Annotated in this window: 19 protein-coding genes and 1 tRNA gene; 16 read left to right on the plus strand and 4 right to left on the minus strand. The window is 49.3% G+C overall.

What is annotated here, in order from left to right:
- The first annotated feature begins 46 nt into the window (after positions 1-46).
- A complete protein-coding gene (locus tag AC5FX6_RS19660; protein ID WP_493598664.1) occupies positions 47-1,387 on the plus strand; it encodes a PepSY-associated TM helix domain-containing protein in 1,341 nt (446 codons plus the stop codon).
- Between the two features lie 105 nt (positions 1,388-1,492).
- Here AC5FX6_RS19660 and AC5FX6_RS19665 read toward each other — a convergent pair whose 3' ends face one another.
- The gene (locus tag AC5FX6_RS19665) at positions 1,493-1,990 is read right to left on the minus strand and encodes a DUF4293 domain-containing protein (RefSeq protein WP_493598665.1); all 498 of its coding nucleotides are present in this window, start codon (positions 1,988-1,990) and stop codon (positions 1,493-1,495) included.
- A gap of 64 nt (positions 1,991-2,054) precedes the next feature.
- On the opposite strand from AC5FX6_RS19665, the gene AC5FX6_RS19670 reads away from it, so the two are divergent.
- From AC5FX6_RS19670 to AC5FX6_RS19700, 7 genes are all read left to right on the plus strand, one after another.
- Positions 2,055-3,254, plus strand: a complete 1,200-nt coding sequence (locus AC5FX6_RS19670) for a thiolase family protein (protein WP_493598666.1) — start codon at positions 2,055-2,057, stop codon at positions 3,252-3,254.
- 175 nt (positions 3,255-3,429) lie between these two features.
- Positions 3,430-3,975, plus strand: a complete 546-nt coding sequence (locus tag AC5FX6_RS19675; protein WP_493598667.1) for a GAF domain-containing protein — start codon at positions 3,430-3,432, stop codon at positions 3,973-3,975.
- A 67-nt stretch (positions 3,976-4,042) separates the two neighbouring features.
- Positions 4,043-4,810 (plus strand): tRNA pseudouridine(38-40) synthase TruA, encoded by a 768-nt coding sequence (gene truA, locus AC5FX6_RS19680; RefSeq protein ID WP_493598668.1) that lies wholly within the window; start codon positions 4,043-4,045, stop codon positions 4,808-4,810.
- Between the two features lies 1 nt (position 4,811).
- On the plus strand, positions 4,812-6,119 hold the full coding sequence (locus tag AC5FX6_RS19685; protein WP_493598669.1) for a cystathionine gamma-synthase family protein: 1,308 nt from the start codon (positions 4,812-4,814) through the stop codon (positions 6,117-6,119).
- An 833-nt stretch (positions 6,120-6,952) separates the two neighbouring features.
- On the plus strand, positions 6,953-8,722 hold the full coding sequence (locus AC5FX6_RS19690) for an ABC transporter ATP-binding protein (RefSeq protein WP_493598670.1): 1,770 nt from the start codon (positions 6,953-6,955) through the stop codon (positions 8,720-8,722).
- Positions 8,719-9,240 carry a GyrI-like domain-containing protein gene (locus AC5FX6_RS19695; RefSeq protein ID WP_493598671.1) on the plus strand — a complete coding sequence of 174 codons (522 nt, stop codon included), beginning with the start codon at positions 8,719-8,721 and terminating at the stop codon, positions 9,238-9,240. Before AC5FX6_RS19690 ends, AC5FX6_RS19695 begins: the two co-directional genes overlap by 4 nt.
- Before the next feature lie 84 nt (positions 9,241-9,324).
- Complete coding sequence (locus AC5FX6_RS19700; RefSeq protein ID WP_493598672.1) at positions 9,325-9,936, plus strand: TetR/AcrR family transcriptional regulator; 612 nt, start codon at positions 9,325-9,327, stop codon at positions 9,934-9,936.
- Between the two features lie 111 nt (positions 9,937-10,047).
- Here the strand turns inward: AC5FX6_RS19700 and AC5FX6_RS19705 are convergent, their stop codons facing one another.
- Together AC5FX6_RS19705 and AC5FX6_RS19710 are read right to left on the minus strand one after the other, a co-directional pair.
- On the minus strand, positions 10,048-10,467 hold the full coding sequence (locus AC5FX6_RS19705) for a hypothetical protein (RefSeq protein WP_493598673.1): 420 nt from the start codon (positions 10,465-10,467) through the stop codon (positions 10,048-10,050).
- 208 nt (positions 10,468-10,675) lie between these two features.
- On the minus strand, positions 10,676-12,460 hold the full coding sequence (locus AC5FX6_RS19710) for an ABC transporter ATP-binding protein (protein WP_493598674.1): 1,785 nt from the start codon (positions 12,458-12,460) through the stop codon (positions 10,676-10,678).
- Between the two features lie 150 nt (positions 12,461-12,610).
- On the opposite strand from AC5FX6_RS19710, the gene AC5FX6_RS19715 reads away from it, so the two are divergent.
- The 8 genes from AC5FX6_RS19715 (at position 12,611) to coaE (ending at position 18,969) form a co-directional block, all read left to right on the plus strand.
- Complete coding sequence (locus tag AC5FX6_RS19715) at positions 12,611-13,711, plus strand: Glu/Leu/Phe/Val family dehydrogenase (RefSeq protein WP_493598675.1); 1,101 nt, start codon at positions 12,611-12,613, stop codon at positions 13,709-13,711.
- Between the two features lie 198 nt (positions 13,712-13,909).
- A complete protein-coding gene (gene nusB / locus AC5FX6_RS19720) occupies positions 13,910-15,082 on the plus strand; it encodes a transcription antitermination factor NusB (RefSeq protein WP_493598676.1) in 1,173 nt (390 codons plus the stop codon).
- Between the two features lie 80 nt (positions 15,083-15,162).
- Positions 15,163-15,468 (plus strand): YtxH domain-containing protein, encoded by a 306-nt coding sequence (locus AC5FX6_RS19725; RefSeq protein WP_493598677.1) that lies wholly within the window; start codon positions 15,163-15,165, stop codon positions 15,466-15,468.
- Positions 15,469-15,470: 2 nt separating this feature from the next.
- Positions 15,471-16,469, plus strand: a complete 999-nt coding sequence (locus AC5FX6_RS19730) for an isocitrate/isopropylmalate dehydrogenase family protein (protein ID WP_493598678.1) — start codon at positions 15,471-15,473, stop codon at positions 16,467-16,469.
- A gap of 25 nt (positions 16,470-16,494) precedes the next feature.
- Positions 16,495-17,034, plus strand: coding sequence for a DUF1573 domain-containing protein (locus tag AC5FX6_RS19735; protein WP_493598679.1), 540 nt, complete (start codon positions 16,495-16,497; stop codon positions 17,032-17,034).
- A gap of 32 nt (positions 17,035-17,066) precedes the next feature.
- Complete coding sequence (yajC, locus tag AC5FX6_RS19740; protein ID WP_493598680.1) at positions 17,067-17,369, plus strand: preprotein translocase subunit YajC; 303 nt, start codon at positions 17,067-17,069, stop codon at positions 17,367-17,369.
- 12 nt (positions 17,370-17,381) lie between these two features.
- Positions 17,382-18,359 carry a YbbR-like domain-containing protein gene (locus tag AC5FX6_RS19745; protein WP_493598681.1) on the plus strand — a complete coding sequence of 326 codons (978 nt, stop codon included), beginning with the start codon at positions 17,382-17,384 and terminating at the stop codon, positions 18,357-18,359.
- 4 nt (positions 18,360-18,363) lie between these two features.
- Positions 18,364-18,969 (plus strand): dephospho-CoA kinase, encoded by a 606-nt coding sequence (gene coaE / locus AC5FX6_RS19750; RefSeq protein WP_493598682.1) that lies wholly within the window; start codon positions 18,364-18,366, stop codon positions 18,967-18,969.
- A gap of 645 nt (positions 18,970-19,614) precedes the next feature.
- On the opposite strand, the gene AC5FX6_RS19755 is transcribed toward coaE, so the two are convergent.
- Positions 19,615-19,689: transfer RNA gene (locus tag AC5FX6_RS19755), tRNA-Val, on the minus strand.
- Positions 19,690-19,723 lie beyond the last annotated feature (34 nt).

Below are 19,723 nucleotides of genomic sequence, written 5' to 3' on the forward strand. Positions count from 1 at the left end.
CTCCTTCGCTCCAGAAGCGGAGGAGGTTTTTAGCTAAACTCTCATCATGAAAAAGAATCAACAACCATCGACCTGGCAAAAGGCGCGCAAGCTGTTCAATGACCTCCACCTGTGGATGGGTATAGCGAGCGGTATTATTCTGTTTGTAGTCTGCTTGAGCGGCACGATCTATACCTTCAGCTCAGAGATACAGGAAATGCTGGAGCCCGAAAAGTTTACGGTACAGGCAGCGGAAGGCGCAACGCCCCTGGCAGCTGAGGCGATCATAGCGAAAGTGGCGGCCGAAACAGGCGGTAAGGTAAGCGCTATCACCATACCTGCCGATGCCAGCCGTAGCTATACCTTGAATGTGAAGAAAGAGGAAAAGAAAGAGGGCGAAGGCAGAGGTCGTGGTGAAGGAAAAGGTGGCGAGAAAGGCAATAGCGGAAAAGCTGCCGAAGGCAAAAAAGGCCCTGAAGGCGCTGTAGCGAAAGGCGGTCCTGCTGGTGGTGGGCCGGGAGGTAAAGGAGGCCCAGGAGGTGGGCGTGGTACCAATTACTTAGTGAATCCCTATACTGGTGCGGTACTGGGCACAACTGATGGTCCTGCCTCAGAGTTTTTTATGTCGATGTTCCGCCTGCACCGCTGGTTGTTACTCGATACAGAAGTTGGCCGTCCGATCGTAGGCTGGGCAACAGTTATCTTCACGCTGATCATTATCAGTGGTCTGGTAATCTGGTTCCCACAGAAAGTAAGGAACTGGAGACAGGGCCTTAAGATCAAGTGGAGCGGCAACTGGAAGCGCATCAACCACGACCTGCATAACTCGCTTGGTTTCTACTCGTCTTTCCTGCTTTTGATTATGTCACTCACAGGCCTTACCTGGTCATTTGAGTGGTACAAAGAGGGCTTTTTCAAGGTACTGGGCGTAGAGCAGCAGAAAGACCGCAAAGAAGAACCACTCTTCTCAAAGGTGCCAGCTGACCTGTCGCAGGCTGCTACCCTGACGATTGCAGACTATGTAAAGTCAGCCGACCAGGTGCTTCCTTACGAAGGCGACTACCGCATTTCACTGTCAACTGACTCAGCCGCTACAGTTTCAGTTAATAAGAACAAAGTAGGTTTTTTCGCACCGGCAGCATCAGACAGACTGCAGCTTGACCAGTACAGCGGCGAAGTGCTCAAGGCCGATATATTCGCAGACAAGGCTTTCAACGAAAAGATCACATCGTCCATTAAGCCACTGCACGTGGGTAATGTATACGGCACCTTCTCTAAGATCCTATACTTCATCGCTTGCTTGGTAGCCACCAGTTTGCCTGTAACCGGCACGATCATCTGGATAAACAAGCTGCGCAAAAAGTCAAAGCGCGGTACTGTGCCTGTGGCTAGAAGAGCAGCAGCTTAGCAGAAACCGATATCTCAGGTATAGCAAGCGATTGAAACTATACCTGAAAAGCAAAAAAGGCTTCCCCGGTCAGGGGAAGCCTTTTTTGTTAGTTGTTGCTATACCTTAGCGCAGTCTGTCTACAGAGCGAACCAGGTCTTCGTCTTTCTTGATGAAGCGGTTAGCAAGTGCATTGAGCAGTAGCGCCAGCACCGGCATATAGAAGCCAGCCTCGTAGTTGCCTTCGTTGCCAGAAACCATCACGTTGCCTACATAGTTGGCATAGTAAAATGACGTACCGAACAGTGCCACCAGCACCAGGGTGTTGATCAGGCCAAACTTCATCTGGGTGATGCGGCTCTTATACTGGAAGATTTCGTAAAGCGCTATACCTGCCGCCACAATGGCCAAAATACCAATGGCGATCGTGCTCGTGCCAGTCTGTGCACCGGTCTGCACTGCTTCACCTTGTTCGTTCACTGACTGAAAAAACAGGTTCCAGGCGGTCAATACTACTTCTTCGCCAGATACGGCATCTACTTTAGACCAGAGCGGCAAAAACAGCAAAGAGATCATGGCAATCACGATGAGCGCCAGAAATACGGTTTGAATTCTTTGTATCATAAAGGGGTTAATTTAACTTGCAAAGAGATGCAAAATTAGACAAAGACCTGTAAAACAAAAATTGATGAGCACAGCTTATATAATTGATATAGTCAGAACACCCGTTGGCAAGTTTACCGGTGCCCTCAGCAGCGTGCGTCCCGATGACATGGCTGCCTTTATCCTGAAGGAGTTAATGGCCCGCAATCCGCAGGTGGACCCGAGCCTGATTGAGGACGTGGTGATGGGCGCAGCCAACCAGGCCGGCGAAGATAACCGTAATGTGGCCCGCATGGCGCTTCTGTTAGCAGGCCTTCCGGCTGAGATTGGCGGCGTGACTGTCAACCGCCTTTGCGCTTCGGGTTTGCAGTCCATTATGGATGCAGGCCGTGCCATTAAGAGTGGCGATGGCGATGTATACCTGGCCGGTGGTGTGGAAAGCATGACGCGTGCACCTTTCGTAATGGCCAAAGCTGAAACGGCTTTTGCCCGCACCCCTGAAATTTATGACACGACCATTGGCTGGCGCTTTGTGAACAACCAGCTTTCTTCATTGCACTACCCTTACAGCATGGGCGAGACGGCCGAGAACGTGGCCGAGCGCTACGGTGTTTCACGTGAAGCGCAGGACGAGTTTGCCTACAGTTCACAGCTCAAGTATAAGGCGGCAGCTGAGGCAGGTAAGTTCAAAGACGAAATCATTCCTATACCTGTTCCGCAGCGCAAAGGCGACCCGATTATCTTCGACACCGACGAGCACCCGCGCCTTTCTTCCGTGGAGAAACTAGGCACACTGGGTGCCGCCTTCAAAAAAGGCGGCACCGTGACGGCAGGTAATGCCTCCGGTATTAATGATGGGGCAGCCGCTTCATTGGTGGTAAGCGAAGAGATAGTAAAGCGCTTCAACTTAAAGCCGATGGCACGCATTGTTTCGGCGGCAGTGGCAGGCGTAGAGCCGGCATACATGGGCATGGGCCCTGTGCCCGCTACCCTGAAAGCACTGAAGCGTGCCGGACTCACCATCAACGACATTGGTCTGGCAGAGATAAACGAGGCTTTTGCAGCACAAGCTATACCTTGCGTGCAGGAACTGGGCATCAATCCGGACATTGTGAACGTGAACGGCGGCTCTATTGCCATTGGTCACCCGCTTGGCGCCAGTGGTACCCGCATCTCGGCCACCTTGCTACATGAAATGCAGCGGCGCGACAATGTGCGCTACGGTTTGGCCACCATGTGCGTAGGTGTAGGGCAAGGAGCAGCCGTGATCTACGAAAAGCTGTAAAAAATGATCTACCCGATTTGCTGCTTAACTTGTTGGCGTTTAGAAAGGTATGGTGCGTTGAGAATTATGTGGACTAAAAGTGTCAACATAAAGCAAGGCAGCTGGAACGGTTAACCGTTTTGGAAAGTTATAGTCTACACGCTTTACGTGAGAGTATACATAGACGGGAAAGATTATGAAGAACACCTTTATTGGGGTGAACCTGATTCCTCAGAACGAAGAGGAAAGACTGCTGAAATTGCAGGAGTACGAAATATTGGACACGCCACCGGAGGGTGCCTTTAATCACATTGCAGCTATGGCTGCCCGCATGTTCAATGTACCCATCGCCCTGGTTGCTTTGGTGGATTCGGAGCGCGTATGGTTTAAAGCCAACGTGGGTATGGAAGGTGTGGAGAATGTGAGCCGTGGAATTAGCCTTTGCTCGCTTGCGATTCTCAATGATGGTCCTACTGTGTTTCCGGATGCCGTAAATGAACCTTGTTTGTTGGCTAATCCATTGGTGACAGGTAATTTCGGCCTTCGCTTTTATGCCGGTGCTCCGCTAAGAACATCCGACGGATACAATTTGGGCACGCTTTGCGTCGTAGACAAGCAGCCACGCGAGTTTTCGGAAGCAGATCAGAAAGTACTTGGTCAACTGGCCTCCATTGTGATGGATGAAATAGAACTGCGCTACTTGAAACGCAAAGTGCAGGTAGAAGCCACAGTTAAAGACTAGCTAAGAGCTACACATTGAAACCCGCAAGTACCACAGTGCTTGCGGGTTTATTTTTTACCTTTGCTTCATGCGCTACTTTCTAGAAATCGCTTACGACGGCACCCGTTTTCATGGCTGGCAAACGCAGCCCAACGCACTCTCGGTACAAGAAGTATTGGAAGATTGTTTGAGCAAAGTGCTGCGGCAGCCTATCAGCACGACAGGCAGTGGCCGCACCGATACGGGTGTGCATGCAAGCCAGCAATTCGTGCATTTTGATGCGGAGCAGGAGCTGGACTTAGAGCACATGGTCTACCGCTTCAACCGCCTGCTGCCCGACGATATCGTGGCGAAAAACCTATACCTGGTCACGGACGAGGCCCATGCCCGCTTCGATGCCTTTGAGCGGACCTACCATTACCACATCACCCTAGCCAAAGACCCTTTCACACGGTATTATGCTACCTACCTGCCGCGTTCTGTGGATGTGGAGAAGATGAACGAAGCGGCTGCGGTTTTGCTTCGTTACGAGGATTTTACGACCTTTAGCAAAGTCAAAGGCGATACCAAGCACTACCGCTGCAACATATACGAAGCAGTGTGGCAACGGCAAGGCGACGAGCTGATGTTCACGATCCGGGCAAATCGCTTCCTGAGAGGGATGGTGCGACTGGTGGTAGGAACCTTGCTGGATGTAGGTCGCGGCAAGCTCTCCATTGTGGATTTCGAGCGGATTGTGGCTAGTCAGGACCGAAGCAAGGCGAGTGGAGCGGCTCCTTCCGAGGGGTTATACCTGGCCAAGGTGACGTATCCGGAACATATTTTCAAGATATCACCCAAAACAAACCCTTTATAGCATGCAATTACCAGAAGACCAGAACGGTCCCCATCTAAACGGCAAGCACCTTCGCCCCGAAAGCTTAATGATGAGCTACGGCTACAACCCCGAGTGGTCAGAAATGGCTGTGAAGGCACCGATCTATCAAACATCTACCTTCGTTTTTAAGAACGCAGAAGAGGGCAAGGCCTTTTTTGAACTAGCGTACGGCCTCCGCGAAAAGCACGCTGAAGAGCAGCTTGGCCTGATCTACAGCCGCCTGAACAACCCGGACCTCGAAATCCTCGAAAACCGCCTCCGCTTTTGGGACGGCGCCGAAGAAGCGGCCGTGTTCGCTAGCGGTATGGCCGCTATCAGCACCACACTTTTGGCCTTACTCAAGCCAGGCGACCTGATTCTGCACAGCGAGCCTATCTATGGCGGCTCGGATTACTACATTAAAAACATTCTGCCAAAGTTCGGCGTGAAAAGCATGGGCTTCCGTGCCAACACCCCAATAGAGGAAGTGGAGCAAATGCTAGAGGAATCAGGTATGGCCGACAAACTGGCCATGGTATACCTCGAGACCCCAGCCAACCCGACCAATCACCTGGTCGATATTGAAGCTTGCTCCGCTATGGCAAAGAAGCACTCCACTGCAGACAAAAAGGTAGTGGTAGCCGTGGACAACACTTTCCTGGGTCCTGTGTTCTCGCATCCGCTTAAGCACGGTGCTGACCTTGTTTTATACTCTGCGACCAAGTACATCGGCGGCCACTCCGACCTGATTGCGGGTGCCTGCGCCGGTCCTGCTGATCTGATGAAGCAAGTGAAAGGCATGCGTACGTTCATGGGTTCCATGGCGAGTCCGTGGACCGGTTGGATGCTGATGCGCAGCTTAGAAACTTTGAAAATACGCATGGAATGCCAGGCACGCGGCGCTGAAGTAGTCGCCGCCTACCTGAAAGAGCACCCGAAAGTAGATAAGATTTACTTCTTAGGCTACCTGCAGGACAATCCGCAGCAGCAAGCCATCTATGACAAACAGTGCAAGGCGGCAGGTTCTATGATCTCCTTCGATATCAAAGGCGGTGAGAAAGAAGCCTTCACGTTCCTGAATAACCTGAGGCTTATTAAGCTGGCCGTGAGCCTTGGCGGTACCGAGTCACTGGCTGAGCACCCGGCTTCCATGACACACTCCGACATTTGCCTGGCCGACCGAGCAGTGATGGGTATAGGCGAAGGTATGATTCGCATCTCGGTAGGTGTGGAGCATCCGGAGGATATCATATCTGATATTGCGCAAGCACTGGAGAAAGTAGCTATACCTGTGGAAGCAGAAGTGTAGGTATCAGGTATAACTTTAATTAAGTCCTTTTCTGATTTTCAGAGAAGGACTTTTTTTGTGGCGTTGCCTCTACTCTTGTTTTGACAATAGTGCGAGAGAAATCCCAAAAATCCTGATGCAAAAACCATTAACTTTGCGGTCGGTTAACTGGTAGTACTCGTAAGGGTATAGCTGGCGAATGGAGTAGCTATGGCGCGAGCGTCCACGCTCGTGTCTACTATCGTGGGGCCTCTGGCCCCTGTATCAGGTATAGCAATAGCTTGCGCAGGTATAGCAACTGTGCTTTCGGATATAGAGGTTTTGTTTCATAGTATGGCTTAGCCAGCCGGGCTGGGGTTTCGCCTGTGCGGCGGGCACTCACTTTTTTCCTTGATGAAAAAAGTAAGCAAAAAAATCAAGACGATTTTGAACTCGCTGACCGCTCAAACAAAAAATCGTCGTTTGCGCACCTGGCTTATGTGTCAGTTACATAGGCTCAGTGCAAGTTAGCTTGCGATGCGTGCCAGTGGTGTGTATGGTTTGTAACAGTTGCGACAATGCTTATACCTACCAGTTTGTAATGTCTAATTCCCCTCTTGGGAGGGGCAGGGGGTGGGTTATTTGGCTTGAGCACCAAAGGACTCTAGCAACGAAGCTATACCTGTCATGTAGTAAAGGCAGATTCGCCGCCTTGGATAAGGAGGGATTAGGGGTGGTTGGACCCGGTATTTGATAAAGTCCTGTAAATCCTTGAGGTAGGGCTCCTATGTAGAGATTCAGATATCAGAAAAGGAGCAAACCAACCACATGGGGCTTTAAACCCCTGAAAACAAACAAAAACAGAAAAAACAAACTTGGAAGATAAACCAAAAGATACAGGCAAGGTATTCGATGCGGACGTCATACGGCGGCTCTTCACGTTTGTGAAGCCCTACCTGAAGACGTTCTACTTCATCGTGTTCCTGACATTTGCCTCGGCTATACTGGCGGCGGTGCGCCCATTTCTGATACAGTATACCGTTGACAACGAGATACTGCAGAACGATTGGGAAGGCCTGAACAAAATGTTCGTGATCCTCGCGGTGCTCTTAGTGGGGCATGCTATCGTTCAGTATCTCCATACCTATTTCGCTGGTTGGCTCGGGCAGCACGTGGTGCGCGACATCCGGGTGCAGCTTTATCGCCACATCCTTAACCTGCGCCTCAAGTTTTTCGATCGAACGCCTATCGGTACACTCGTAACCCGTAATGTGTCGGATGTGGAAACGCTTTCTGATGTGTTCAGCGAAGGTTTGGCTGCTATGATCGGCGATATCCTGCAACTGGTATTCATTCTCGGCTTCATGTTCTACATCGATTGGGAACTGGCGCTAGTCAGTTTGTCCACTTTCCCGATCATGCTCATCAGTACCTACATTTTTAAGGAGAAGATAAAAGACACTTTCCAGGATGTGCGTACGGCGGTGGCGCGGCTCAACTCCTTTGTGCAGGAGCATATAACAGGTATGAGTATCGTGCAGATCTTCAATAACGAGAAGCGCGAGATGGAGAAGTTCAAGGAGATTAACAAAGAGCATACCCGTGCCAATGTACGTTCTGTGCTATACTACTCCGTGTACTTCCCGGTGGCTGAGATTATCGGTGCGGCTGGCCTGGGCTTGCTCGTATGGTATGGCGCGCACGGCGTGATCGACAATGATGTGTCGCTGGGTACGCTGATGGCCTTTATTCTCTACATCCAGATGTTCTTCCGCCCGATCCGCATGATCGCTGACCGCTTCAATACGCTGCAGCTGGGCGTGGTTAGCACCGAGCGTCTGATGCGCTTGCTTGACAGCAAAGAGATGATTCCGGACAATGGCAGCTATAAACCCGAGAAGATCAATGGCAATGTTAACTTTAAAGATGTATGGTTTGCCTACAAAGATGAGGACTGGGTGCTGCGCAATATCTCCCTGGATGTAAAGGCCGGGCAGTCAGTAGCCTTCGTGGGGGCTACAGGTGCAGGTAAGACTTCTATGATTAACTTGCTCAACCGCTTCTACGAGATAAACAGTGGTCAGATTCTGATCGACGGGCATGATATAAAAGAATATGACCTGGACGTGTTGCGTCATCACATCGGCCTAGTGTTGCAGGACGTGTTCCTCTTCTCAGGCACTATTGCTGACAACATCAGTTTGGGTAACAAGGCCATCACCGAGGAGCAGATGTGGCATGCGGCTGACCTGGTGGGTGCTCGCAAGTTCATTGAGCGATTGCCGGGTGGACTGAACTATCAGGTAATGGAGCGCGGTGCCACGTTATCAGTTGGCCAGCGCCAGCTTATCTCCTTTGTACGGGCCATGGTTTACAACCCAGAGATCATCATTCTCGATGAGGCCACTTCCAGCGTCGATTCCGAAACTGAAGAACTGATTCAGTATGCCATTGACCAGCTGATGCACGGGCGCACGTCCATCGTCATTGCCCACCGGCTATCTACCATCCAGAAGGCCGACAAGATCATCGTAATGGACCGGGGTGAAATAAAAGAAATAGGTAACCACGAGGAATTGCTGCGCCACGATGGCTACTATGCCCAACTCTACCACATGCAGTACAAAAACATGATTGATTTATGAACAGGAAATTCTTGTTAGTGATGGTGGTGCTTTCCATCATTATAGGGGCTTTTTATGCCTATTTAGGCGGTTTTAGCTCAGCTAAAGTATCTGAAGTTAGCTCCGAGCAACTCTACTTGGCAGGGCGTTCTTTCAAAGGTTCAGTAAATGACAATGCGATCAATGACGCTTTCAGAAGAGCCGCCGAGGTGCTTGACAAGAAAGAACTGAACGGTATGTTGGGCAATATCTATTATAATAATCCGGAGGGGCGAGCCGACAGCGTGGATGCTTTTATTGGGGTAGTTATACCTGACAGCTCGGCGCAGTTGCCAGCTGACTATGAACTGCGGGTAGTGCCGGGTGGCCGCCGTGCCCTGCGTGGAGAGGTAAACGCCCATTACATGCTTTCTCCTAATAAACTGTATGAAGCCCTATTTGACTACGCTAAGGAGAAGAATCTGGAGTTGGAAACCTTCTATGTAGAGTGGTTCCCGGAAGACCACCGGGGTATAGTAGAAGTCCCGATTAAAGAGTAGCTTGCAAGTATAGATTATCTCTATATATTTGGTGATAGGGGAATGGCTGTACCTTTCCCCGTGGAACTATAGCAACAAAACAAATTGGGCAAAAAGGCAGAGGCAAAAAAGGAGCTGATACTGGAGGCAGCCAAGTCGGTGTTTGGTAAGCTGGGCTACAGCAAAGCCACATTAGACGATATCGCCCATGCCATTGGGCTTAAAAAACCGACCCTCTACTATTACTACAAGAGCAAGGAAGTTCTTTTTATTGAGGCCTTTTCGCAGGAATGGAAAGATAGTTTGTACCGTCTCAAAAAAGCATCTGAACAGAAACAAGATCCCCGTGAGCGCTTACTCCTGTACATTCGCTCATCGCTGCGCTACTATCAGGAAATCGTAACGCAGCATACCATCTCTATTAAGGTCCTTATAGAGACGCGCATTATGTTCCAGGAGCTCTTTAAGGAGTCGCGCGCCAAAGAGTCAAACTTCTATGCTTCCGTCATCAAAGAAGGTATAGCCAACCATACTTTCATCGATTGCGAGGCTGAGCGAGTAGGTTACTCCATCATGGTCGTCAAAGACCTGATCCAGTTCGAGGAATTTCAGCGTGCCCAGTTTCATAATCTGCCTTCCATCGATTTTGAGAAGATAGAGCGAGAAGTGCTGTTTACCGTAAATCTGATTCTGGAAGGTATACGGGTAAGAAGCTAATACATAAAAATGCCCCATCCGCAGCAAGCTGCTTGGTTGGGGCATCGTCATATCAGGCCTTTTCAGGCTTCAAGTCTTATTATAGCCAGATGGTAGTACAGAAGCAGGAAGCTACCCCTGCGGGTGACTGGCTTTGTATTCATCCAGCTTGGCCTTTAGCGCATCTACATCGGCGTGGTGGCCTTTGGCAACTTCAGCCGCGTCAAGTTCAAGGAGCATGTTTTGCATTTGCTTGAGGTAGGCAGCTTTGTCTTTCTTGAGGCACCCTTTGTGGTTGTCTTTGCAGGCGCCGTTCTCATCCATGGGCTTAAACATGCCGCCTTCACCATAAATGAGCCACTGCGGATTCAGGTCATGGAAGTGCTTCACGATGGCCACTAACTCGTCAAGGAGATAGTTTTTGCCTGACAGGATATTGGAAAGCACTGCTTCTTCGCTGCCCGTCATTTCAAGGAGCTGCGGCATTTCCAGTTCTTTAATACTGGTGTAGAAACGGAACCTTTTACCGATTTGCTGTATGTCAATAGCCATAGATAGAGATTTATGAGGTTATATAAACTTGCTATACGTACCTATAACAGTTTCTGTATCAAAAAATTCCCAGGCTATCAGTATAGTGTGTTAATACACAGATTGTTGAAGCTAAAAAAAGGTTGCAATTCGCCTGATTGACGAGGTTGGTTTTGAGCGGAACGATAGCTTCATGCAGGTATAGCAACATGGATTACGGTGGCTATACCTATTGCGTGTCTTCCGCCTGCAACTGTCTTTCGTAGAGCACCTTGTAAAGTCCCTGCTGTTGAATCAGCTCATCGTGCGTGCCATGCTGCACGATCTCGCCATCATCAAGCACCAGGATCTTGTCGGCCAGCTTTACAGACGACACTCTATGCGAGATGATGATAGAAGTTCGATCAGCCATAATGCGGCGAAGACTGTTCAGGATGGCATTCTCCGTTTTGGTGTCTACCGCTGAAAGCGAGTCATCCAGTATAAGAATGCTTGGTTCCCGCACGAGTGCCCTCGCTATGGAGACACGCTGCTTCTGGCCACCGGAGAGGGTAATGCCCCGTTCGCCCAGCTTTGTGTCGAACTGTTCCGGGAAGCGCATGATGTTTTCGTATACGTCAGCGTCTTTGGCGGACTGTATCATTTGCTCCTCCGTAATACTTGGCAAACCAAAGCCGATGTTGTTGCGAATGGAGTCAGAGAAAAGGAACACGTCCTGCGGTACGTAACCAATCTGGCTACGGAGACTATCCAGGTTATAATCGCGCACATCTACGCCATCAATCAGAATGCGGCCTCCCGTGGTGTCGTACATGCGCGGCAGCAAATTAGCGATGGTACTTTTGCCCGAACCTGTGTTGCCGATCACGGCCAGCGTTTCGCCGTGTTTGATGTCAAATGATACGTTCTTTAGAGCGTGTATACCTGTATCAGGGTATAGGAAGTCCACATTTTCGAAAACAATGTCCCCTTTGATCGGGCGGCTGATGTTTTCCCGTGAAACAATGTCGTTTTTAGTGTTAAGGAATTCGTTGATACGGGCCTGCGAAGCGGCGGCACGCTGCACCAAACTGGCTGTCCAACCCAGGGAGGTAACAGGCCAGGTGAGCATGTTCACGTAAATGATAAACTCAGCGATGTTGCCTGTCGTGATGCTGCCGTTCATCACTTCCTGTCCGCCAATGTATACTGTAATGATCGTGCTCAGGCCTACCAGAAATAGCACTAGCGGGAAGAAAAGCGAGTTAACGAAGTTCAGTTCCAGCGACTTGTCTTTGTAGTTGTTGCTGGCCTTGGTGAAGTTGTTGTGCGAATCATCCTCCCGCACAAAGGATTTGAGCACCCGTATACCTGAAAAAGCCTCCTGCACGAAGGTGGTTATACCTGACAGGCTACGCTGTATTTCGTCGGACTTGCGCTCGATGATGTTATTGACATAATAGATGCTGATGGCCAGAACAGGGAGCGGGATCAAGGTATAGAGGGTGAGCTTCACGTTCACCGACAGCATGTACGGAATCACCATCAGGAAAAGGATCACGAGGTTGATGCCATACATAATGGCCGGGCCCAGGTACATGCGCACACGGCTCACATCCTCAGAGATGCGCGACATCAGGTCACCGGTGTTGTTCTTGCGGTAAAAGCTGAGCGGCAGGCTTTGGTAATGTTCGTAAATCTCGTTTTTAAGGTCATTCTCGATGAGTCGGCTCATCACAATGATCGTTTGCCGCACAAAAAAGAGAAACAGCCCCCGCAGGAGCGCCATTACCAGAATCACCACGCCATACACCAGTATACTGCTGGCAAAGGTCTCGTAGACCGTCTCCTGCTGCGACATGCCTTCATAAAGGTTGTGCAGGTTGATGCCTTCCTTGATCAGATTAAAGGCATGACGCACCACCTGCGCCGGCAGAATCTGGAAAAAGTTGGATATGATGATGAATACCAGGCCCCAGAGAAGACGGTATTTATACTTGAGTAGATATTTATTGAGGTATCGAAGTGATTTCACAGCAAGAATATGAAGCTCAGAGGCTTTTACGTAGACTTAGAAGGTACAAATTGAATTAATCAAAAAAAGAATTAATTTTGCAGCACGAAACAGAGGGTTTGGAATCGTCTGCTTCTACAAAGATAGAATAACCCTTAATCAAATTCATAAATGGTCGAACTAAAAGAAGTTGAACTGAAGAAAGACAAATCGGTCTTCGGTCAGATATCGGAGTATAACCATGAGAAAGTAGTTTTCTGCCACGACAAAGAGACTGGCCTGAAAGCTATCATCGGTATCCACAACACAGTATTGGGCCCTGCTCTGGGTGGTACGCGTATGTGGTCGTATGCTTCTGAAGCCGAAGCGCTTGATGACGTACTGCGTCTTTCAAGAGGTATGACTTACAAAGCTGCTATCTCAGGCCTGAACCTGGGTGGTGGTAAGGCCGTGATCATCGGCGATGCCAAAAAAGACAAGAACGAGGCCCTGCTTCGTCGTTTCGGCCGTTTCGTGAAGAACCTGAACGGTGCTTACATCACAGCTGAGGACGTAGGAATGACCACAAAGGACATGGAGTACATCCGTATGGAAACGGAGCACGTGTCTGGTCTGCCTGAGTCAATGGGTGGTGGCGGTGACCCGTCTCCGGTTACAGCTTACGGTACGTACATGGGTATGAAAGCCGCTGCCAAGAAGGCTTACGGCTCTGACTCACTGAGCGGCAAAAAGATCTCTGTACAGGGTGTTGGTCACGTGGGTGGCTACCTGGTAGAGCTGCTTGCCAAAGAAAATGCCCAGATCTTCATCACGGACATCTACGAAGACCGTCTGCGTGAAGTGTCTTCTAAGTTCAACGCACAGATCGTGAGCATGGACGAGATCTACGACCTAGACGTGGACATCTATTCCCCTTGCGCCCTGGGTGGAACGATCAACGACAACACACTGGATCGCCTGAAGTGCCAGGTAATCGCGGGCTGCGCCAACAACCAGCTGCGTGATGAAACGGTACACGGTCCTGCGCTTGTAGAAAAAGGTATCGTATATGCACCAGACTTCCTGATCAATGCAGGTGGTTTGATCAACGTATACTCTGAGCTGCAAGGCTACAACCGTGAGAGCGCCTATGCGCAGACGGAGCGTATCTATGGCTATACCCTGGATATCTTTGAGCTGGCCGAGAAAGAAGGCATCTATACGCAACTGGCTGCCACTAAAATGGCTGAGAAGCGTATCAACAGCATCGGAAAAGTAAGATCTACTTTCTAAGGTCCTTCTATTGATAAGATGATAAAACAGAAGTGCTACATTAACCTGTGGCACTTTTGTTTTACACTTGTTCTGTTTTTAGCGAATTGGCTCACCTTTTCGTATAAATTACTACAGCGATAAACCGCTATACCTAATGCTCCGGCGTTAACAAGAGTACTAATACATTTCAACCAACACGTTCTTTAAAATACCATTATGCTCAACCGCAGAACACTTCGAATCAAGGCTATGCAAGCCATCTATGCCTACAAACAGGCCGAAGGTTCGGATTACCAACTGGCACTTGACCAGATAGCAGACGACTTCGCGCCAGACCTGAACTCCATGGAAGTGCAGGACCGTAAACTGCTTGAAGGCCGCAAGCAGATTGCCCAGTTGCTGTTCAAGGAGTGGCACGAAACCAGCCAGTTCGAAACAGAAGAGACCGACAAGGAGATAATTGACGCGGTAAACAGAGCGATCGTCTATTACCAGAACACCCTCAAAAAGGACTACAAGCATTACAGCAATCAGATGATGGGTGCTGTGGAGCGTATCTATGACCACTATCTGGGCACCTTACAAATACTGCAACTGCTGAACGAGCTGGTAGAAGACGAAGAAGAAAAGAAAGAAAAGCGCTTTACAGAGGCCAAAGGCCCGGACGTAAAGCGTTTCCTGAACAACCGCGTAGCACAGCGCATCCTAAGCAACAAGTCCTATCAGGAAAATATCATCCGCCGCAATATCAGCTGGGGTTCTGACATCAGCGAAATCCGTGCGGTTTATAAGAACATACTCAAGCAGGACGAGGTGTTTTTGAACTACCTGGCACTACCTGAACCTACCCTCGAAGAGGACTTGGAGGTGGTGAAACATATTTTCAAAAACATTATTTTTAAAGAAAAAAACTTACAATCTTTGTTTGAGGAGCAGGATTTGAACTGGGTGGAGAATAAATCCATCGTAAAAAGCCTGGTCAATAAGACTGTTAAGATGTTTGGTGAAGAAACCGAAGAGGAGCCCGTGCTGCTGGATCTTTCGGCTAACTGGGAAGACGATAAGGCCTTCTTTGAGGAGCTCTACCACCAGACACTGCAGGATGATGAAAAGTACGAGGCCATGATTGCCGCAAGCGTGAAGAACTGGGATGTGGAGCGTGTGGCCCTGCTTGACAAGATCATCCTGAAAATGGCGCTTTGCGAAATGCACATCTTCCGAAGCATACCCGTTAAAGTGACCATCAACGAATACATTGAGATTTCTAAGCTGTACAGCACACCTAAGAGCAAGCAGTTTGTGAACGGTGTACTGGACAAGATGGCACAGGAACTGACCACGAAAGGAGATATTCGTAAGTCAGGCCGTGGTTTGATTGATAACAAATAAGGTATAGTCCGTCTTTAAGCCCTGATATACCGTAATAGGGGGAAACGACATACCTAATATATAAGTATAGAGATAATCCTATGAGTAAGAAGACAAGCAACATACTGTTCTTCGTATCAGGCGCCGCAGTAGGAGCCGTGGCAGGTATCCTGTTTGCACCAGAGAAGGGCAGAGAAACACGCAGCTGGCTAAGCTACCGCCTTGAGAAGTATCGCGACACCCTTTCAGACCTGCTGGAAGAACTGGTGGAGGATCGTGACCGGGTAACCTCAAGCGCAAAGTCTGAGGGGCAGCGCGTGATTCAGGACGCAAAAGACAAGGCCGAAAAACTACTGGGTGATGTAGATTCACTTATCAACGAGATTAACAGCAGGAAAGAGATATAAACATGAGAGAGATTACACTGATTCCCGGTGACGGGATTGGGCCAGAGATTACAGAAGCCGTTAAAGCCATATTCAGCGCTGCCAATGTGCCTGTAACCTGGGAAGAGGAAAATGCAGGACAGACCACCTTCGACTCGATCGGTGAACTGATTCCTTCTACACTGATCGCTTCACTTAAGAAGAATAAAGTGGCTTTGAAAGGCCCGATCACTACGCCAGTAGGCAAAGGCTTCAAGAGCATCAATGTGCAGCTGCGCCAGATGTTTGACCTGTACTCCAATGTACGCCCAGCCAAGACCACTCCCGGTGTAAACACCCGTTTCGACAATGTAAACCTTGTGCTGTTCCGTGAGAACACGGAAGGCCTGTATTCTGGCCTGGAGATGTTTGACGAGCGCCTGCAGATATCCGACTCGGTGGCCCGCCTGACGCGTGTAGGTTGCCGCAAGATCATCCGTGCCGCATTTGAGTACGCCAACAAGCATAACTGCAAGAAAGTAACAGCTGTGCACAAGGCGAACATTCTTAAAAGCGCCGGTGCCCTGTTCCTGAGCGAAGCTAGCGAGATATCAAAAGAGTATCCGCACATCCAGTACGACGACAAGATCATCGACAACATGTGCATGCAGCTGGTGATCAAGCCAGAGCAGTTCGACGTGATCGTTACTACTAACCTGTTCGGTGATATCCTGTCTGACCTGTGCGCGGGTCTGGTAGGCGGCCTGGGCGTAGTGTCCGGTGCTAACATCGGCAATGACATGGCTATCTTTGAAGCGGTGCACGGCTCTGCTCCTGATATTGCAGGCCAGGGCAAGGCGAACCCAACGGCATTGTTGCGCTCTGCTATCATGATGCTGCACCACATTGACCTGAAGGACGAGGCGAACCGCATTGAAACGGCACTGGACGCAACACTGGCCAACAGAGAGCAATGCACTGGCGACCTGGGTGGCAATGCCAGCACGATGGAGTTTGCTCAGCACATCATTGCGAAACTATAATTGAGTATAAAGCTGTTTAACTGATATGAAAAAGAACTTCTTATTAGCCTTAGCACTTGGCGCTGCCATGACAGTGACCAGCTGCGACCAGAACAACACGACAGAAGCAGAGGCAACAGTTGCTGAAACAACTGCCACTGCTGAGCAACCACAGCAGATTGACAATCCGAACGTGGTGCCGACCAGTCAGACAACCAGCACTGAAAACACTGCTGTGATGACGTTTGAAGAGTCAGAGTACGACTTTGGTACAATCAAGCAAGGCGAGGTAGTAGAGCATACTTTTACATTCACTAACACAGGCAAAACGCCACTAGTGATCGAGAGCGCATCTGCCTCTTGCGGCTGTACTGCACCTGACTGGACGAAAGCTCCTGTAGCTCCAGGCGAAAAAGGCGAAGTGAAAGTGCGCTTCGATAGCAATAACAAAGCTGGTCAGCAGGCTCCTACTGTTACAATCCGTGCCAACACAGAGCCTAACATTGTGCGCATTGCTATGAAAGGCAACGTGGCTACATCCAGCATCCCAACTGCAGGCGCCGATGGTCCTGTAAAACTTAACTAAGAACCACTCTACTTGAGAGTATAACCCTTTTTATGCAAACGATATTTCTCCAGGCCGCACCAGACGGTGGCATGTTGCCACAGCTCCTGATGTTCGGCGCTATTATCCTTGTTTTCTATTTTTTCATGATCCGTCCGCAGCAGAAGAAGGCGAAGGACCAGAAAAAATTCCGTGAAGAGCTGACCAAAGGGATGCAAGTCGTTACAATAGGCGGACTGCATGGTCGTTTAACAGCAGTAAACGATGAAACCGTAGAGATAGAAGTAGACAAAGGCGTTCGCCTTGTATTCGAGAAATCTGCTATCTCGCTGGAAGCCACCGCAAAAGTGAAATAAGGATAAGCAACCTTGTCGTTTGAGAAAGCGCGAAATATCATTTTATGGTTTGTAAGGCCATTTAAGCCTCAAACAGAGCACTACTGGCGAATTGTAGTGCTCTGTTTTGTGGCGGCCTCTACTTTCTGGCTGCTTAACGCTCTCAATAAAAGCTATTCTACCCAAACTACCTACCCGGTACGTTTTGTGTACAATGACCAGCGCCTGGTTCCTATCAGTCCGCTTCCGGAAGAGGTGGCGGTGAATGTAACTGGCCGTGGATGGAAACTCCTCCGCAAAGCACTCAGAGTAGAAGTGCAACCTGCCGAGGTCTACATCCGAAATCTTCCCCGAAACAATTACCTGCTTGGATCTGCGCTGCGTCCCGCCTTGGTGAATGCCATGGATGGACTACAGCTTAACTTTGTAGTGACGGATACGCTCTTCTTCAATTTTAACGAGAAGGTAACGCGCCGCATCCCGCTGCAGCTTGACCCAAGCCAGAAAGTAACTGGTGAGCGTCACGCCATGCTACGCCCTGTGCGTATTGATCCAGACTCTATCACCTTCCGTGGGCCATCCTCAATGGTCGATAGTCTGCCTAGCCCGTTCTTGCTACGGCTTCCCATCACGAATCTCACAGAATCAGCCAAAATTGACGTGCCTATTGAGTACGACAACAAATCGCTGGTGAAAGCGAGCATCACAGAAGCAACAGTTTCTGTACGAATAAGACCGCTACAGCAACGAGAACTTCAGGTGACGCCGGAGATGGTGAACGTTCCATTAAATACCGAAGTGACCTTGCGGCCACAGGTGGTGCTGATTCGCTACCTCGCCCTTGAAGACTCAGGAGCTGTCATTAATTCTGATGCATTCAAAGCCATTGTAGACTTTTCGAGGTATAACCGCCTAGACTCTACTGTAGTGCCTGAACTCGTACAGAAGCCTGCCGGAGCACGCAACATCACGCTCTGGCCTGAGCGAATCAAAGCTGTTTTAGAAAAATAACACGATGCTTAAGATAGGTATAACCGGAGGGATAGGCGTAGGCAAAACGATTGTATGCCGCCTGTTTCAAGTGCTGGGTATACCTGTGTATGACGCTGACACACGTGCCAAGTGGGTCATGCAGTTTGACCCTGCGCTCAAGCATGAGTTGCAAGAAGCCTTTGGGGAGGAAACCTATACCTTAGAAGGCCAGTTGAACCGCGGTTACCTGGCATCGGTCGTTTTCAATAACCAGGAGCGACTTGACAAGCTAAATGCCTTGGTGCACCCACACGTAGGCACTGATTTTGAACGCTGGGCTACAGCCAATGCTGAGGCACCTTACCTGATCAAGGAAGCGGCCCTAATGTTTGAGTCGGAGTCGTGGCGGCAGATGGATGAAATTATTGTAGTAACCTCTCCACTGGATGTGCGTCTGAAGCGCCTGCTCAAACGCGATGCGCACCGTACAGAAGCTGATATAAAGGCAATCATCAGTAAGCAGCTGAGTGAAGAAGAGAAAATAGCCCGTGCTCAGCATATCGTCTACAACGATGATCAGCAATTGCTCATTCCTCAAGTGCTAACATTACACGATCAGTTCCTCACCAAGTCTGGCTTGGCTGAGTAGAATCCTCCAGCTAACCTGTCTTGCAGGTATAGCGCTATGCCTGCTCCTTTTCTAAAATGCTTGTGATTACCCCCAAGCTTAATTTAAAAAAGCCTCACAAGTTAAAGACAGCTTCAATTGACTTTCTCTGTCATTCTGTAAGGATCTTGGTCGAGAACCTTTCAGCCTTCGCAATTAGTGTAGACTTAAGTCTCGGAGGGAGGGTCCCTGTCTTTCAGAAAAATTTCTCTACAAAACGATAAAAAGTTCTGAATAGGGGTTCTTGAAATAAAACGACCCTGCCTACCCCGGAGGTTAAGACTATGCCACATGCTGCCAGGATCCATTGAGGATGACAAAAAATTAAATGAAATGGACCTGCGGAAATAGGGTTCTCTATCGCAAACTAGCTACTAAACATGCAACAGAATGTTCGGTCCCTCAGAATGAAACGAGTTGGACAGTAGCGTTACTGTGGTTATTTGAAAAGTTAATCGGCTTAATAGGTCTGCCTGAAAGCGAGATGCAAAACCTATCCTGGCAATGTATATTGTATTTGTAAATCAGCTCGTTATAAGAGGAACCGGGCGATAGGAATTCTCTAAATCAGTCTGTTTCAGAAAAGTATGGACATAAAAAAAGGACAACTTTTAAGTTGTCCTTTTGTGGGGCGTACTGGATTCGAACCAGTGACCCCCTGCTTGTAAGGCAGGTGCTCTGAACCAGCTGAGCTAACACCCCTTTTTATCGTTTCGTTGACCTTTTGTCCCCGTTT

The organism is Pontibacter sp. LHS2, assembly GCF_058932845.1.

Bases quoted from the DNA above. Each gene is read 5' to 3' on its own strand.
- AC5FX6_RS19665 (WP_493598665.1), bottom strand. From the start codon at position 1,990: ATGATACAAAGAATTCAAACCGTATTTCTGGCGCTCATCGTGATTGCC.
- AC5FX6_RS19705 (WP_493598673.1), bottom strand. From the start codon at position 10,467: ATGGCTATTGACATACAGCAAATCGGTAAAAGGTTCCGTTTCTACACC.
- AC5FX6_RS19660 (WP_493598664.1), top strand. From the start codon at position 47: ATGAAAAAGAATCAACAACCATCGACCTGGCAAAAGGCGCGCAAGCTG.
- nusB (WP_493598676.1), top strand. From the start codon at position 13,910: ATGCTCAACCGCAGAACACTTCGAATCAAGGCTATGCAAGCCATCTAT.
- AC5FX6_RS19725 (WP_493598677.1), top strand. From the start codon at position 15,163: ATGAGTAAGAAGACAAGCAACATACTGTTCTTCGTATCAGGCGCCGCA.
- AC5FX6_RS19735 (WP_493598679.1), top strand. From the start codon at position 16,495: ATGAAAAAGAACTTCTTATTAGCCTTAGCACTTGGCGCTGCCATGACA.
- AC5FX6_RS19695 (WP_493598671.1), top strand. From the start codon at position 8,719: ATGAACAGGAAATTCTTGTTAGTGATGGTGGTGCTTTCCATCATTATA.
- AC5FX6_RS19675 (WP_493598667.1), top strand. From the start codon at position 3,430: ATGAAGAACACCTTTATTGGGGTGAACCTGATTCCTCAGAACGAAGAG.
- truA (WP_493598668.1), top strand. From the start codon at position 4,043: ATGCGCTACTTTCTAGAAATCGCTTACGACGGCACCCGTTTTCATGGC.
- yajC (WP_493598680.1), top strand. From the start codon at position 17,067: ATGCAAACGATATTTCTCCAGGCCGCACCAGACGGTGGCATGTTGCCA.
- AC5FX6_RS19730 (WP_493598678.1), top strand. From the start codon at position 15,471: ATGAGAGAGATTACACTGATTCCCGGTGACGGGATTGGGCCAGAGATT.
- AC5FX6_RS19715 (WP_493598675.1), top strand. From the start codon at position 12,611: ATGGTCGAACTAAAAGAAGTTGAACTGAAGAAAGACAAATCGGTCTTC.
- coaE (WP_493598682.1), top strand. From the start codon at position 18,364: ATGCTTAAGATAGGTATAACCGGAGGGATAGGCGTAGGCAAAACGATT.
- AC5FX6_RS19670 (WP_493598666.1), top strand. From the start codon at position 2,055: ATGAGCACAGCTTATATAATTGATATAGTCAGAACACCCGTTGGCAAG.
- AC5FX6_RS19685 (WP_493598669.1), top strand. From the start codon at position 4,812: ATGCAATTACCAGAAGACCAGAACGGTCCCCATCTAAACGGCAAGCAC.